Annotated in this window: 14 protein-coding genes; 4 read left to right on the forward strand and 10 right to left on the reverse strand. The window is 58.1% G+C overall.

Translation table 11 applies throughout. From position 1 onward, the window contains the following. Positions 1–16: 16 nt before the first annotated feature. Entirely contained in the window at positions 17–1264 is a 1248-nt protein-coding gene (locus tag LOH54_RS11400; protein WP_231019204.1) for an OmpP1/FadL family transporter, read from the reverse strand. A 187-nt stretch (positions 1265–1451) separates the two neighbouring features. On the opposite strand from LOH54_RS11400, the gene LOH54_RS11405 reads away from it, so the two are divergent. Together LOH54_RS11405 and LOH54_RS11410 are read left to right on the forward strand one after the other, a co-directional pair. Beyond that, positions 1452–2765, forward strand: coding sequence for an OmpP1/FadL family transporter (locus LOH54_RS11405; protein ID WP_231019205.1), 1314 nt, complete (start codon positions 1452–1454; stop codon positions 2763–2765). Positions 2766–2774: 9 nt separating this feature from the next. Continuing rightward, on the forward strand, positions 2775–4898 hold the full coding sequence (locus tag LOH54_RS11410; protein WP_231019206.1) for a hypothetical protein: 2124 nt from the start codon (positions 2775–2777) through the stop codon (positions 4896–4898). Positions 4899–4923: 25 nt separating this feature from the next. On the opposite strand, the gene LOH54_RS11415 is transcribed toward LOH54_RS11410, so the two are convergent. Together LOH54_RS11415 and nfo are read right to left on the reverse strand one after the other, a co-directional pair. After that, positions 4924–5199 carry a hypothetical protein gene (locus tag LOH54_RS11415; protein WP_231019207.1) on the reverse strand — a complete coding sequence of 92 codons (276 nt, stop codon included), beginning with the start codon at positions 5197–5199 and terminating at the stop codon, positions 4924–4926. A 346-nt stretch (positions 5200–5545) separates the two neighbouring features. After that, the gene (nfo, locus tag LOH54_RS11420) at positions 5546–6397 is read right to left on the reverse strand and encodes a deoxyribonuclease IV (protein ID WP_231019209.1); all 852 of its coding nucleotides are present in this window, start codon (positions 6395–6397) and stop codon (positions 5546–5548) included. A gap of 253 nt (positions 6398–6650) precedes the next feature. Here nfo and LOH54_RS11425 point away from each other — a divergent pair, with 253 nt between their 5' ends. After that, a complete protein-coding gene (locus LOH54_RS11425) occupies positions 6651–6821 on the forward strand; it encodes a hypothetical protein (protein ID WP_231019210.1) in 171 nt (56 codons plus the stop codon). Between the two features lie 10 nt (positions 6822–6831). On the opposite strand, the gene LOH54_RS11430 is transcribed toward LOH54_RS11425, so the two are convergent. The 7 genes from LOH54_RS11430 to LOH54_RS11460 all read right to left on the reverse strand — a co-directional run bounded on the left by LOH54_RS11430 (position 6832) and on the right by LOH54_RS11460 (position 11881). Then, a complete protein-coding gene (locus tag LOH54_RS11430; protein WP_231019211.1) occupies positions 6832–7311 on the reverse strand; it encodes a hypothetical protein in 480 nt (159 codons plus the stop codon). Beyond that, a complete protein-coding gene (locus LOH54_RS11435; RefSeq protein WP_231019212.1) occupies positions 7308–7892 on the reverse strand; it encodes a C40 family peptidase in 585 nt (194 codons plus the stop codon). Before LOH54_RS11435 ends, LOH54_RS11430 begins: the two co-directional genes overlap by 4 nt. 16 nt (positions 7893–7908) lie before the next feature. Then, positions 7909–8925: an aldo/keto reductase gene (locus tag LOH54_RS11440; protein WP_231019213.1), complete on the reverse strand. Its 1017-nt coding sequence runs from the start codon at positions 8923–8925 to the stop codon at positions 7909–7911. A gap of 35 nt (positions 8926–8960) precedes the next feature. Then, positions 8961–9851 carry a DUF234 domain-containing protein gene (locus LOH54_RS11445; RefSeq protein ID WP_231019214.1) on the reverse strand — a complete coding sequence of 297 codons (891 nt, stop codon included), beginning with the start codon at positions 9849–9851 and terminating at the stop codon, positions 8961–8963. Positions 9852–9878: 27 nt separating this feature from the next. Then, positions 9879–10064 carry a hypothetical protein gene (locus tag LOH54_RS11450; RefSeq protein ID WP_231019215.1) on the reverse strand — a complete coding sequence of 62 codons (186 nt, stop codon included), beginning with the start codon at positions 10062–10064 and terminating at the stop codon, positions 9879–9881. A 73-nt stretch (positions 10065–10137) separates the two neighbouring features. Then, positions 10138–10989 carry an N-carbamoylputrescine amidase gene (gene aguB / locus LOH54_RS11455; RefSeq protein WP_231019216.1) on the reverse strand — a complete coding sequence of 284 codons (852 nt, stop codon included), beginning with the start codon at positions 10987–10989 and terminating at the stop codon, positions 10138–10140. A 640-nt stretch (positions 10990–11629) separates the two neighbouring features. After that, positions 11630–11881 carry a ComEA family DNA-binding protein gene (locus LOH54_RS11460; RefSeq protein ID WP_416768584.1) on the reverse strand — a complete coding sequence of 84 codons (252 nt, stop codon included), beginning with the start codon at positions 11879–11881 and terminating at the stop codon, positions 11630–11632. Between the two features lie 165 nt (positions 11882–12046). Between LOH54_RS11460 and LOH54_RS11465 the strand changes: the two genes are divergently transcribed. Next, positions 12047–12508, forward strand: a complete 462-nt coding sequence (locus LOH54_RS11465) for a hypothetical protein (protein ID WP_231019217.1) — start codon at positions 12047–12049, stop codon at positions 12506–12508. Positions 12509–12588: the final 80 nt, after the last annotated feature.

Below are 12588 nucleotides of genomic sequence, written 5' to 3' on the forward strand. Positions count from 1 at the left end.
TTGTTGTGTTCGGAACCTAGAAACGGTATTCCGCGCCCAGTGTCACCAGGATGGCGGCCGTATTCGTGAAGGTCCCGTCGATATTGTTGTCGTTGACGGTGCCGTCGATTCTGCGGTCCTCTTTGTGGTCATAGAGGATGCCGCCGCCGAGGTTCCACGCGTCGTCCATGCGGTAGCGCGCCCCCGCGGAGAAGATGACGGCATTGGCATCGGGCAGCTCGAAGTTGAGCGTCTTCTCGGGAATAGGGGTCTCGTCGATCGCGATGCCCGCCATCAGCGTCCACGCGTCGAGCCCCTGCGTCACGCCCAGGCGGTAGACGTTCGTATCTTTCCAGTTCTTCGGGATCGGGTCGTCGAAGTACATGGCCAGCGCCCCGATGTCGGTGTCGTAATCAAAGTCCAGGTCCTTGAAGGCGGACCAATAATCTTTTTCATACACGAATTCGACCGTCGTCGCCTGCGACGTCCCCTCGTTGAAGGTGTACGCCGCCGCCACCTGCAGGACCGCCGGCAGCGGCAGGCTGACCGAACCGCCGGTGTCGTAAAGCAGGGTACCGTTATAGGCGCCGTCGTCGGGGAAATAGAGTTTTGCATCCCCTTCGATATTGAATTCGATGCCGCTGCGGTAGGTCGCCGCGAGTTTGAGCGCCTCCGTCGGACGGTAGCTCAGCGCCAGGTTGTACCCGAACGCGAACCCGTCGCCCGCCATGTCCCGTGAACCGATGGAACCGCTTTTCACGACGCCCTGCACGTAGAGCGCCCGCAGGCCGCCCCCGACGGAGAGCTCAGGGCTGATTCGGTAGGCGACCGTGGGGTTGAACTCGATGGTCTGCACGGTCACTTCCCAGGCGTAGCTTCTCGCCGGCTGGTCGTTCCAGCGCTTGGAAAGCCCGCCCGGCGAAAGCATGGAGGCACCGAAGCGCCAGTCGCCGAAGGCCGGGGAGATGTAGTGCAGCGTCGGGACGAAGAAGTGTTCAGGTTCCGCATCGGAGCCGCTCGTATCCGTGCCGACGACCCCAGCCTGGGGCGCGGAGCCGTTGAAGTGCACCCCGGTCAGGCCGATATAGGTCAGGGCCGCTTCCGCCTTCTGCGCGGCATCGCCGAAGACCATATTCGCCGGATTGTAGTAGGTCGCATCTGCCCCGTTGGCGTTGGCGGCATAGGCCGCTGCCAGCGCCAGGCTGTTGATTGAGTTTTCGGGAATGCGGTATCCCCCGGCCGTCAATGCCGTAGCCGCCGTCGCCAACAGAAGCGCTCTCTTCATCTATCCCTCTCCTCATCCCTAGAGTCTATCTATAAGCTTATGGTATCCAATTGCCCCATAGAATTATCATAATACCGTGGTGCGCCGCCGCTAATCGTGGCTCGCTGTTTTGATGCGTTTAATCTCATTTTATAGCGATCTCCTCTATAGTAACAGCAGCACTAACAACGAAGAGAGGGAATGACCTATGGGAAGATTGCGTCTCCATCCGCTATACAGCGCCGCGGCGCTGCTGCTCGCCACGGCGGGCGCACAGGGTGCCGGGTTCGGCATTATTGAGAATTCCGCCTCGGGCATGGGCGTGGCCTATGCATCGGGCGGGGCGGCGGCAGAGGACGCCTCGACCGTCTGGTTCAACCCCGCCTCGATGACGCTGCTTGGGGGCCAGAACGTCGTCGGGGCGATCAATGCCATCCTCCCCTCGGCCGATTTCAGCAACAACGGCTCCACCTTCGCCGACGGCAGCGCTCTCGGCGGCCCCGATGCGAACAGCAACACCCCGGCCCTGATCCCGACCTTCTACTACAGCGGGCAGATCGATGATCAGCTCTTTGTGGGGCTCAGCATCAATGCCCCCTTCGGGTTGGTGACAGAGTATAACGACGACTGGGTCGGACGCTACCACGCCGTGGAATCCGATCTCAAAACCGTCAACATCAACCCGGCGATCGCCTACAGAATTGACGAACACTGGAGTCTCGGTGCCGGGGTCAGCGTCCAGCTGCTCGACATCACCCTCACCAGCGCCGTCGACTTCGGTGCCCTGCTCGGAACCCCCGGCAGCGCGGACGGCTTTGCCGACCTGACCGGCGACAACTACAACGACCTGGCCTTCGGCTGGAACGTCGGCGTGCTCTACAACGTCGACGCGCATACCCGGATTGCCCTCGCCTACCGCTCTGCTGTTGACCAGCATGTCGAGGGCAAGGCCGACTTCCGCGTCCCCGCGGCGGCGGCCCCCGTCGTGAGCACCGGCGCCTTTACCGATACGACCCTCAGCGCCGACGTTACCCTGCCCGCCTCCGCGTCGCTCAGCCTCTTTCACAACTTCGGGCCGCTCGACCTGATGGCCGATCTGACCTGGACGCAGTGGAGCAGTTTCCAGGAGCTGCGCATCAAGTACGACAACCCGGCCCAGCCCGATTCCGTCACTACAGAGGATTACCATGACCAGATCCGCATCGCACTCGGCGAGCGCATTCATGTCAGCGAGAAGTTTCTGCTCCGGACGGGGATCGCCTATGACCAGAAGGCCGTCAAGAACCGCTACCGCCGCACCCCGCGCATCCCCGACAACGACCGCTTCTGGCTCTCGATCGGGGCGGGCTACGCCTTGAACGGCATGCTCAGCATCGACGCGGCCTACAGCCACCTCTTCGTCGCGAGTACGAAGATCGAGAACACCTTTGAATCCAACATCCCGGAACTCAACCACACCCTCAAAGGGACGTATGATTCCAGCGTCGATATCCTCAGCGTCCAGCTGAGCATGAAATTTTAGGAGGCAACGATGCGCCCTTACCGACTTACCCTGACCGCGGCGGCTTTCGCGCTGCTGTTCGCCGGATGCGGCGGCGACAAGAGCACGGACCTGCAGGACAGCCTGAACGGCCAAACCGTCGACGACCTCATCGCAGGCTATACGCTCTTTGACCCAACGACGGGAACGATCCCCTATCCCAACAACATTCTCTTTGCCCCCAACAGCAGTACGACAAACGATTACGACTTCGGCCAGACCCTCAACATCCCCTATGAACCTTCTGACGACGACGCCAACGTCAAGCGCCAGCTCAATACCCTGACAGGCTTCTCGACAACGATGCCCATCACCGCGCCGATCAGCGAGGGGGTCACGCTCGACGCCACCTCCCTGCCCGTCGGCGTTCAGCTCTACAAGGTTGATGTCAATGCGACGACCGGGGCGGTGACAGATATTAACACCACCCTCGTCTACGGTGTCGATTTTGCCGTCGCCCAGAGCGGCAGCAGTATTGCCATCGTGCCGATGAAACCGCTGGAGCCGCTGACGAACTACATGGCCGTCCTCACCAACGACCTCAACGACAGCGACGGCCGCGTCCTCGCCCCGGATTACGCGACGGCCCTGACCCTTTCGCCGAATCCGGTCGAGGCCGGCGGCGCAATCGACGCCGAAAGCGCCGCGGCCCTCGAAGCGATCCGCCAGGGCAACCAGGCCATGCTCTACGCCCTGGCCGTGGCCGGCAAAGACCCGACCAAAACGGTGCAGATCTGGACCTTCCGCACCCAGATGATCGGCGCCGTGCAGAACAGCATCGCCCAGTATGCGCAAAATGACACCAACGCCGCCCTCGCCATCCAGGATGTCAATATCACGACCAAGGCGCTTTTTGCACAGCTGGGGATGGATACCACCCTCATGACGGGCAGCGCCGAGATCTATGCCGGGACCCTCTCCAACCTCCCGCAATATATGCCGCAGGGATCTCCGCTGAACCCCCTGCCCGTTCTGGCGGGAGAGTTCAGCTACAGCGCACCGTTTACGCCGATCATCGAAGCCAACATCACCGTACCGGTCGTGGCGACGGTCCCGAGTGCCGCTTCGGGATGCACAAAACCTGCAGCCGGCTGGCCGGTCGTGATCTACCAGCACGGCATCACCCGTGTGCGTACCGACCTTTTCGTCTACGGCGAAACGCTGGCCTCGGCCTGCTACGTCGGCATTGCCATCGACCTCCCGCTGCACGGTGTCACGGAGTCTAATACGACGTTCAACCCCTTTTACATGGGAGCGCTGGAGCGCACCTTCAATGTCGACCTGGTCACGGAAAACCCCTACGGCACCGTCGTCGCCTATGCACCGGACGGCGTGATCGACTCGACGGGGATCCACTTCATGAACCTCGCCAACGTCACGACCACACGGGATAATCTGCAGCAGACGACTTCGGACCTCATCGAACTGACGAACAGCATCGCCTCGGCGGTAGTCCTGGAACTGAACGCGACGCTGAGCAACCTTGATAGTTCGCGCGTCAGCTTCCTGTCACACTCCCTTGGCAACATCGCCTCCATCGGCTACCTCAACCAGACCGACGCACTGCAAAGCGCCGTCATGATGATGCCCGGACAGCAGATGATCCCCTTCCTCATCAGCTCGCCCGTCTTCGCGCCGGAGATCAATGCCGGGCTGGCTGTCTACGGCATCATGCCGGGTACCTCGGAATACAGCGCCTTCCTCCATGCGACGCAGACGATCATCGACGACGCGGACCCGGCAAACTATACGGCAGGCATCGGGGCAGCCAACACCTTCCCCATCCTCGAAATGCAGGCGATCGGCGACGGTACCGAGGGAAGCGGCGACCAGCATATCCCTGCCGCCGTAGCAGGCTACCCACTGGCCGGCGGCAACCCTTTTATCGCCTTCACCCAGGCCAAGGACCTCAATACGAGTGCCCTGCTTCCGGGCAACATCTACCTGCCCGATACGAACAGAACCGTCACCCGGGTCACCGCAGGCGAGCACCGCTCCCCGCTTGACCCGCAATATGGACTGAACGCCTTCCTGGAATACCACACCGAGCTGATCTCTTTCATCTACAGCCACGGGACCGCGATTCAGGTCAACAACCCTGCGATCATCAAGTAGCAGCGGCCCCTGGCCGTTATAGTCTCTAGCTTCTTTGCCACTTTTTTAGAAAAAGTAGTGATAAATCAAAGTGAGCAATTGTCTTTGCTGAGTGCAGGGGATCATCCGCTTCTTTTGTTAAGTCAGAAACGGTCATTAGCGTGTCCGTGGGATAACCGGAGAATGGAGTGTCCCGAATGCGACAGCCTTTCGCACTTTCTTCTTTCGGGTTCGGTTTCTTCTTTGTGCGCACAAAGAAGAAAGGGAACAACACCTCATGCTTCTTCAAGCAAATAGAATCGCAATAAAACATCCTGTTCATTCTTTTCTTTTTACCAAGAAAAGAACCAAAAGAAAATCGTCGTTGCGCGAATCGCTCGCCCTTCTCGGCTTTATGCCTTCAGGGCGGCTTTCAAAGCACGCTTAACGACAGGTCGCCTATTGATTCATGCGCTTCGATAAATCGAAGCTAGTAAAAGGAAGAGAGCTTCGACACATCGAAGCGCATCAATAAAATAGACCCTTGGGCCTTGAGCGCGATCCTTATAAGCCATCCCGGAGGCACAAAGCCGGGAGGGGCGAGCGATTCGCGAAAGGCCGCTTTTTGCACTACTTTTTCTAAAAAAGTGGCAAGGGAGGTATAGGGAGAATGATACTGACGATTGACGTCAGCGCTCTTCCAGCGAATAAAGCAGCTTGATCTCCTCTGCCCAGATCGTCTCGTCGATCGTCTCCAGAATGAGCGGGATGTCGTCCATACGCGGGTCGTTCATAATGTAGCGGAACGCCTCAAGCCCGATCTTGCCTTTGCCGATGCTGTCGTGGCGGTCGACGTGGCTGCCGAGGTCCGGCTTGGAGTCGTTGAGGTGCATCCCGCGCAGGTACTTGAAGCCGACGATGTTCTCGAACTCCGCCATGGAGACATCGTAGGCCTCCTTGGTGCGGATGTCGTAGCCCGCCGTGAACATATGGCAGGTGTCAATACAGACGCCGACGCGTGACTTGTCCTCGACCTTGTCAATGATGTGGGCAAGATGTTCGAACTTCCAGCCGAGGTTGCTCCCCTGTCCCGCCGTATTCTCCAGTACAAGCGTCACGCCGCTGGTCGCGTCCAGCGTCCAGTTCATGCTCTCGGCGATCCGGTTGAGGCACTCGTCTTCGCCGATCTGCTTGAGGTGCGAACCCGGGTGGAAGTTGAGACGGTCGAGCCCCAGCTGCATGCAGCGCTCGACTTCGTCCACAAAGGCGTCGAAGGATTTCTGGCGCTTCTCCTCTTCAGGGTGGCCCAGGTTGATCAGGTAAGAATCATGCGGCAGCACGTGCTTGGGTGCGATCCCGCTCTCGTCGAGCAGGCGCTTGAAAGTATCGATGGTCTCCGTATCGAGGTCCTTGGCCTTCCACTGGCGCTGGTTCTTCGTAAAGAGGGCGAAGGCCTGCGCCCCGATCGCCTCGGCATTCGTGATGGCGTTGTAGACCCCGCCCGAGGCCGACGTATGTGCACCGACAAATTTATTGCTCATGATAAAAATTCCTGTTTTTAGGCAGAAGCATAGCCAAACGCGCGTTAAACCAGACGAAAGGGGTGCAGGTAGTATCAGGGACTAAGTGCCATTGGTTATTGAGAAACGGCACGCTTCGGGAACCGAAGCGCATTCAATCAATAAAGAGCTGGCCCTGAGCGCTCCTTATAAGCCATCCCGGAGGCACAAAGCCGGGAGGGATGAGCGTTTCGCGAAGGGCCGATTTTTGCGCTACTTTTTCTAAAAAAGTGGCATGAACATTCTTCTCTATCTTTTCTTTTTACAAAGAAAAGAAACAAAAGAAAATCGTCGTTGCGCGAATCGCACGCCCTTCTCGGCTTTATGCCTTCAGGGCGGCTTTCAAGGCACGCTTAACGACAGGTCGCCTATCGATTTTATGCGCTTCGGGAACCGAAGCTCATAGCACTGTTGGTTTACTGCAACCGTTTGAACTTGATCAGTATCCCGTGTTCTAGGTCCCTGAAGTATATCTGCTCCGTTGTCACCCGGTAGACGATCTCCCCGATGTTCTGTTCAAAGCCCGCGTCGGTATGCACGAGGTTCTTGCGCTCCATGATCGCCTCGCCGCGCAGCAGGTGATAGAAGAGATCATCCGGATAGGCGGCGTTGAGGTATTTTGCATTGAAGGCCGATTTGGCGAGGCACCCCTCCCCCTCCATACAGACCAGGCTTTCAATCTGCAGTCGCAGGATGCGCTGGCCCGCCTCGAAGACTTCCAGCTCCGCCACCCCGTCGCCCTTGCGGATGTAGCCCGTGTCGGCAAAACGCCACTGCGGCGTCTTGAACACGACAACATAAGCCGCCGTAACCGGGGGTTTTTTCATAACACAGCCGCCGAGCAGTACGCCTGCAACGATGGGTAAAAGCCACATTGTCAATCTGCTGATCGTCATCTGATCCTTCTTGTCGTCCAGTAGTGCCGTTTCCAGTAGGGCTTATCCATACTCGAGATCATCACCCCATACTTGGTGGAAACGTGCATGAACTTCCCCGCTTCGAGATAGATGCCGACATGGCGGTCGCGCCCACTCGTGCGGAAAAAGACGAGGTCCCCTGCCTGCAGCTGCTGTTTGGGTACGGCACTGCCGCAGCTTGCCTGCTGCCGGGTCGTCCGGGGCAGCCTGATGCCGAAGAGTTCCCGGTAGGCCTGCTGCACAAATGCGGAGCAGTCTATCCCCCGCGGCCCCGTGCCCCCGTAGCGGTAAGGGACATGGTGCCACTTCGTCTGGAATGGGTAGAGTTTGGCCAGAGCCGGATCCTGGCTTACCGGCTGCTGCGCCGGAGCCGTCTCCTCATCTTCCTGCAGCAGCCACACCTCCTCCATCGGCGGCAGCGCCGCAAAGGTCCTGTCGGCGGCATGCACGACCGGGGGCGGCGACGGCCTGCGGTCGACGTAACGGGTGGAGCAGCCGCCGAGCAGCAGCGCTGCCACGATACCCAGACCACCCAGTTGCCGCACCCTGTCCCACATCATCGTTTCAACGCCCTTTTCAGCCCATCGGGTAGAGGATGTCCGCGTGCACCGCGTTGCAGGCTGCCATTACCTCTTCCGTGAGGGTCAGCTCCATGGCCGCGAGCGACGCGTCAAGCTGCTCGGGGCGGGTCGCGCCGATGATCGTGGAAGCGACAAAGTCATGCTGCTTGCTCCAGGCCGCCGCCATCGTGACCGGGTCCAGTCCCGCGTCGGCGGCGATTTTGAGGTAGCGCTGCGTGGACGCGAGGGTCTTGTCGTTGACGAAGCGCGCAGCCATCAGGCGCTGGCGTGCGTTGGGGGATTTGAAATAGTCCGCGAAACGCCCCTCGCTTATGTCCGCCTGATTGTATTTTCCGCTGAGTACCCCGCCGCCCAGCGGCGAATAAGGCAGCAGGGAGATCTGCTCTTGACGGCAGAGGGTGGCAAGCTCGTCCATGAAACGGCGGTTGAGCATGGAGAAGTTGTTCTGAATCGACTCAAAGCGGGCCAGCCCTTTGTAGTGGCTGGCGGCCAGGGCCTTCGCCGTCCCGTAGGCCGTGTCATTGGAGGTACCGATATAGCGCACCTTGCCGCTCTGTACCAGCCGGTCGAAAGCCTCCATCGTCTCCTCGACGGGCACAACGGTATCGGGCCAGTGCATCTGGTAGAGGTCGATGTAGTCCGTCCCGAGCCGCTTCAAAGAGCCTTCGACCGCCCGTTCGATATGGAAACGATCCATGGCCGTCAGCCCGTGGCGCACCGGGGGTACGAACCAGCCCGAGGCCGCCCCGGCGACCTTGGAGGCAAGGATAATGCTCTCCCGCGGCTTCGTTTTAAGCCAGCGTCCGACGATCTCCTCGGTCTGTCCCGCCAGGTCCACACGCGGCGGAACGGGGTAGAGTTCGGCGGTATCATAGAAGTTTACCCCCGCCGCATAGGCCTTGTCCATAATGGCGAAGGCGCTCTTCTCGTCGCACTGCCCGGGAAAGGTCATCGTCCCCAGACAAATCGGGCTGACCCGCAGGCCGCTTCGGCCGATGTAGCGGTATTGCATCTTTTTTCTCCTAGAAGCGTTGCGTTCCCAGCACGCTACTCAATAAGTTCTTTCATCTCTTCCGCGCAGACAAGCACCAGCGTGTCGCTGCGCATCGCATCGAGCTCGTTGGAAAAGCCCCGTTTCGCGAAGAGCCAGATCTGCTCTGGCTCGAGCCCCACAAGAGAGCACTTCTCCTGCAGCTTCTGCAGTTCGCCCCGGTTAACCTTGGTATTGGTCCATTTACACTCACCGACAATGAAGCCGCCGCCGGGGGCGCGGGCCAAAATGTCGAGCTCGATCACCCGGTCCCAATAACTGCCGCAGCGCAGGTAAGGGTCGTTTCCCAACTGATGCCGCAGATAGAGCTGGGATATCTCCTCGAAGACCAGCCCCGTGAAGGCCGTATCCTGCTCCTCAAAACGCGAAAGGACGCTTTCATAATCCCCCCGCTCGATCCGGCGGTGCTGCGGTGAGACGAACCGGAACCAGAAGCGCAGGAAAGGCGAACGGAAACGCAGTTTGTGCGAGATGCGGTGACGGGCGACCTCACGTTTGAGCTTCTGCTTCGGGTGGCTCTTCTCCGGCGGCGCTTCCCGCGAGGCTTCCAGGTCGAGGATACCGATGGTACGCAGGTGATCGACGATCTCGCCCCCTTTGGCCTCGCTGATATGCGCCCGGCGGCAGGCGGAGTGGATGCGGCGGTCCCCCTTGGCCACGGCCTGCAGCAGCGCAATCACCTGCCGGTCCTCGAGAAAGCCTGTATGAATGCGGTTGTAGTGTTCGCCGTAGTGGTCCAGTATCTTCGTTTCGATCAGTTCGGGAAGCGGTACCGCCGTATCGATCTCGATGCCGCTCTCGCCGAAAACGGCAAAGTAGGCAATGAGGGTCTCCATCGAATCGGGGAACGTCTCATCATGGAAACGTTGCAGTTGGTTCAGCAGCAATGGGGGGCCTTGGACAACATAGGGGGATTATAGCACATACGCATACGCTATGCCATGATTGGTCATTCGTAAAAAAAGAGCTTCGGCACGCCGAAGGGCCGCTTTTTGCAGCGGTTCATTCTTTTCTTTTTCATGAGAAAAGAACCAAAAGAAAATCGTCGTTGCGCGAATCGCATGCCCTTCTCGGCTTTTTGCCTTCAGGGCGGTTTTCATGGCACGCTTAACGACCTTCTGCCTATTTTACTAATGCACTTCGAATATCCGAAGCTAATACAAAAATATTCAACTACGGTTTTTTGCAGAGTACAGCATACATCTCCGGCCTTCTGTCGGCGAAGAGCGCCCAGTAGTCTCGCTGTCTCGCAATCTCGCTCAGGTCGTATTCGGCATAGATGACCCCTTCGCTCTCACGGTCGGCCTCGGCGATCTTCCTGCCGGTATAGTCCGTCGCGAACGAAGAGCCGTAAAAGGTGAGCGTACAGCTCTCACCGGCTTCCTCCCCGATGCGGTTGGCCGCGATGACCGGGACGGTATTGGCGGCACTGTGCCCCTGCTGGACCCGCTGCCAGTGATCCTTGGAATCGACGTTGATCTCCGGTTCGCTTCCGATCGCGGTGGGATAAAAGATCAGCTCGGCACCCATGAGTGCCAGCGAGCGCGCCGTCTCCGGGAACCACTGGTCCCAGCAAATGCCGACGCCGATCTTGCCGAAACGTGTCTCCCACACTTTGAAGCCGGTATCCCCCGGTTCGAAGTAGAACTTCTCCTCGTACCCCGGGCCGGAGGGGATATGGGTCTTTCGGTAGTTCTCCAGGACGGTTCCGTCGCTGTCGATCATCACCAGGGAGTTGAAGTAGCGCTCGCCGTCGCGTTCGAAATAGCTCAGCGGCAGCACGACGCCGAGCTCCTTCGCCAGCGCCGAAAAGCGGGCAATCATCGGGTGACCTTCCCGCGGTTCGGCCCACGCAAAATACTTTTCGTCCATATCCTTGCAGAAATAGAGCCCTTCGAAAAGTTCCGGCAGCAGGACAATCTGTGCGCCCCCTGCCGCCGCTTCGCGTACCAGTGCTTCCGCCCGGTTCTTATTGGCCTCTTTATCCTCACCCATGCACATCTGAACAGCGGCGACTTTCACCATGGTTTTCTCCCAATCAAACTAAACCGAATTATACCGCTTTCGCGCACTGCTGTACTGCGAAAGTGATTCATAATACAGGCACAGAGCTTCGGCCCATCGAAGCGCATAGAATGAAATCAAACATTGGCCTTGAGCGCTCCTTGTAAGCCGCCCTGGAGGCAAAAAGCCGGGCAGGGCGAGCGATTCGCGAAAGGCCGCTTTTTGCGCTACTTTTTCTAAAAAAGTGGCAAAGAAAGGATCTTCTCTATCTTTTCTTTTTACAAAGAAAAGAAACAAAAGAAAATCGTCGTTGCGCGAATCGCACGCTGCTCCCGGCTTTGTGCCTCCGCAGCGGCTTTCAAGGCACGCTTAACGACAAGTTGCCTATTAATTACATGCGCTTCGGAGGACCGAGGCTAATTGGGGAAGAAGTGACTTAAACACGTCGAAGCTTTTTTTACGGAAGAAGAAAGCAACGCATAGCACAGGATGACACGCCATGACGCCGGGGCAGTTCTGGAGACCCTGTGCGGTGTGCCGAGCTTACAGGCATCAACCAACGAGGAGAACGGTTCCGCCGGTAAATGCCCTGGCACACCGCATAGGGTTTCCACAATCGCCCCTATGCTTACTGCCGGGAACTGTCCCGGCAACGCAAGGGTTAGACCTCGAGATCATCCTTGATCTTCAGGAAGGTTTTTTCGCCCACCCCCTTGACGTTCATGATATCCTCGATGCTGTTAAAGCGGTGCTCTTTGCGGTACTCAATGATCTTCGCCGCCGTCGCCGGGCCGATCCCCTTGAGACTGGACAACTCCTCCGCCGTCGCCGTGTTGAGGTTGACCCCCGCGAACAGAGGTATGCTGATCACCAGCGCGGCAAGCACCGCTGCGGTTTTCTTCATGAATCCCATTTCAACTCCTTTTTAGTGAAAAGTTCCGGGTACCCTTCTGCAATCCTACTGAAATAGTATTAAATATTTTTTAACTGATTCTATTTCACAGTGCAATATTATTATTTTTTACTGTTTTTTATAGATATTCTATATTCCTCATTAATTCGTAACAAGGAGTCACTCATGTACCAGACCATGACCCAGATCGGCAAAACCTACGGCGTCGACGCCAAGACCGTCGGCAAGATACTCTATACGCTGAAGATCCGCGATCCCGACCATCCGGAGCAGAGAGGTTTCCCTTTCGAACAGGCCGTCGTCCACGGCATCGCCAAAGCCTATACAGGACGTACCGGGGAACCCTACTACCGTTACGACATCGAACGGGTCAAAGAGGAGTTCGAAGCGGAACTGAAACGGCTACCACCCGAGCAGCAGAGCCCTCCATACCAAAAAACCATGACAGGGGATGTAGCAGGGAGAGGGACGATCGAAGCAAAACTGCAGGAGATGTTAACGGCACTGAATAGCGTCCTGCAGACGGGAGAGATCGACGGACTTCACCGCCTGAAAGGTGATATCACGGATATCTACGGGATATTGGCTCGGACCCATACTGAAAAGCAGAATTTAGCAGAACCATAGACCGCATGCGGTCGTCCTGATAAGGGGTTTTTATTGCTTCCGCATCGCGCTGTTCCTTTGCGCGATACGGACATCGGTTT

Origin of the sequence: Sulfurimonas sp. HSL-3221, from assembly GCF_021044585.1 — a bacterium.
GTDB lineage: Bacteria > Campylobacterota > Campylobacteria > Campylobacterales > Sulfurimonadaceae > Thiomicrolovo > Thiomicrolovo sulfuroxydans.

What these genes read in the sequence shown, in the direction of transcription:
- LOH54_RS11400 (WP_231019204.1), bottom strand. Translation starts at nt 1,264, where the DNA reads ATGAAGAGAGCGCTTCTGTTGGCGACGGCGGCTACGGCATTGACGGCC.
- LOH54_RS11425 (WP_231019210.1), top strand. Translation starts at nt 6,651, where the DNA reads ATGAACATTCTTCTCTATCTTTTCTTTTTACAAAGAAAAGAAACAAAA.
- LOH54_RS11415 (WP_231019207.1), bottom strand. Translation starts at nt 5,199, where the DNA reads ATGAACAGGATGTTTTATTGCGATTCTATTTGCTTGAAGAAGCATGAG.
- aguB (WP_231019216.1), bottom strand. Translation starts at nt 10,989, where the DNA reads ATGGTGAAAGTCGCCGCTGTTCAGATGTGCATGGGTGAGGATAAAGAG.
- LOH54_RS11465 (WP_231019217.1), top strand. Translation starts at nt 12,047, where the DNA reads ATGTACCAGACCATGACCCAGATCGGCAAAACCTACGGCGTCGACGCC.
- LOH54_RS11435 (WP_231019212.1), bottom strand. Translation starts at nt 7,892, where the DNA reads ATGATGTGGGACAGGGTGCGGCAACTGGGTGGTCTGGGTATCGTGGCA.
- LOH54_RS11450 (WP_231019215.1), bottom strand. Translation starts at nt 10,064, where the DNA reads ATGAAAACCGCCCTGAAGGCAAAAAGCCGAGAAGGGCATGCGATTCGC.
- LOH54_RS11410 (WP_231019206.1), top strand. Translation starts at nt 2,775, where the DNA reads ATGCGCCCTTACCGACTTACCCTGACCGCGGCGGCTTTCGCGCTGCTG.
- LOH54_RS11430 (WP_231019211.1), bottom strand. Translation starts at nt 7,311, where the DNA reads ATGACGATCAGCAGATTGACAATGTGGCTTTTACCCATCGTTGCAGGC.
- LOH54_RS11460 (WP_416768584.1), bottom strand. Translation starts at nt 11,881, where the DNA reads ATGGGATTCATGAAGAAAACCGCAGCGGTGCTTGCCGCGCTGGTGATC.
- nfo (WP_231019209.1), bottom strand. Translation starts at nt 6,397, where the DNA reads ATGAGCAATAAATTTGTCGGTGCACATACGTCGGCCTCGGGCGGGGTC.
- LOH54_RS11440 (WP_231019213.1), bottom strand. Translation starts at nt 8,925, where the DNA reads ATGCAATACCGCTACATCGGCCGAAGCGGCCTGCGGGTCAGCCCGATT.
- LOH54_RS11405 (WP_231019205.1), top strand. Translation starts at nt 1,452, where the DNA reads ATGGGAAGATTGCGTCTCCATCCGCTATACAGCGCCGCGGCGCTGCTG.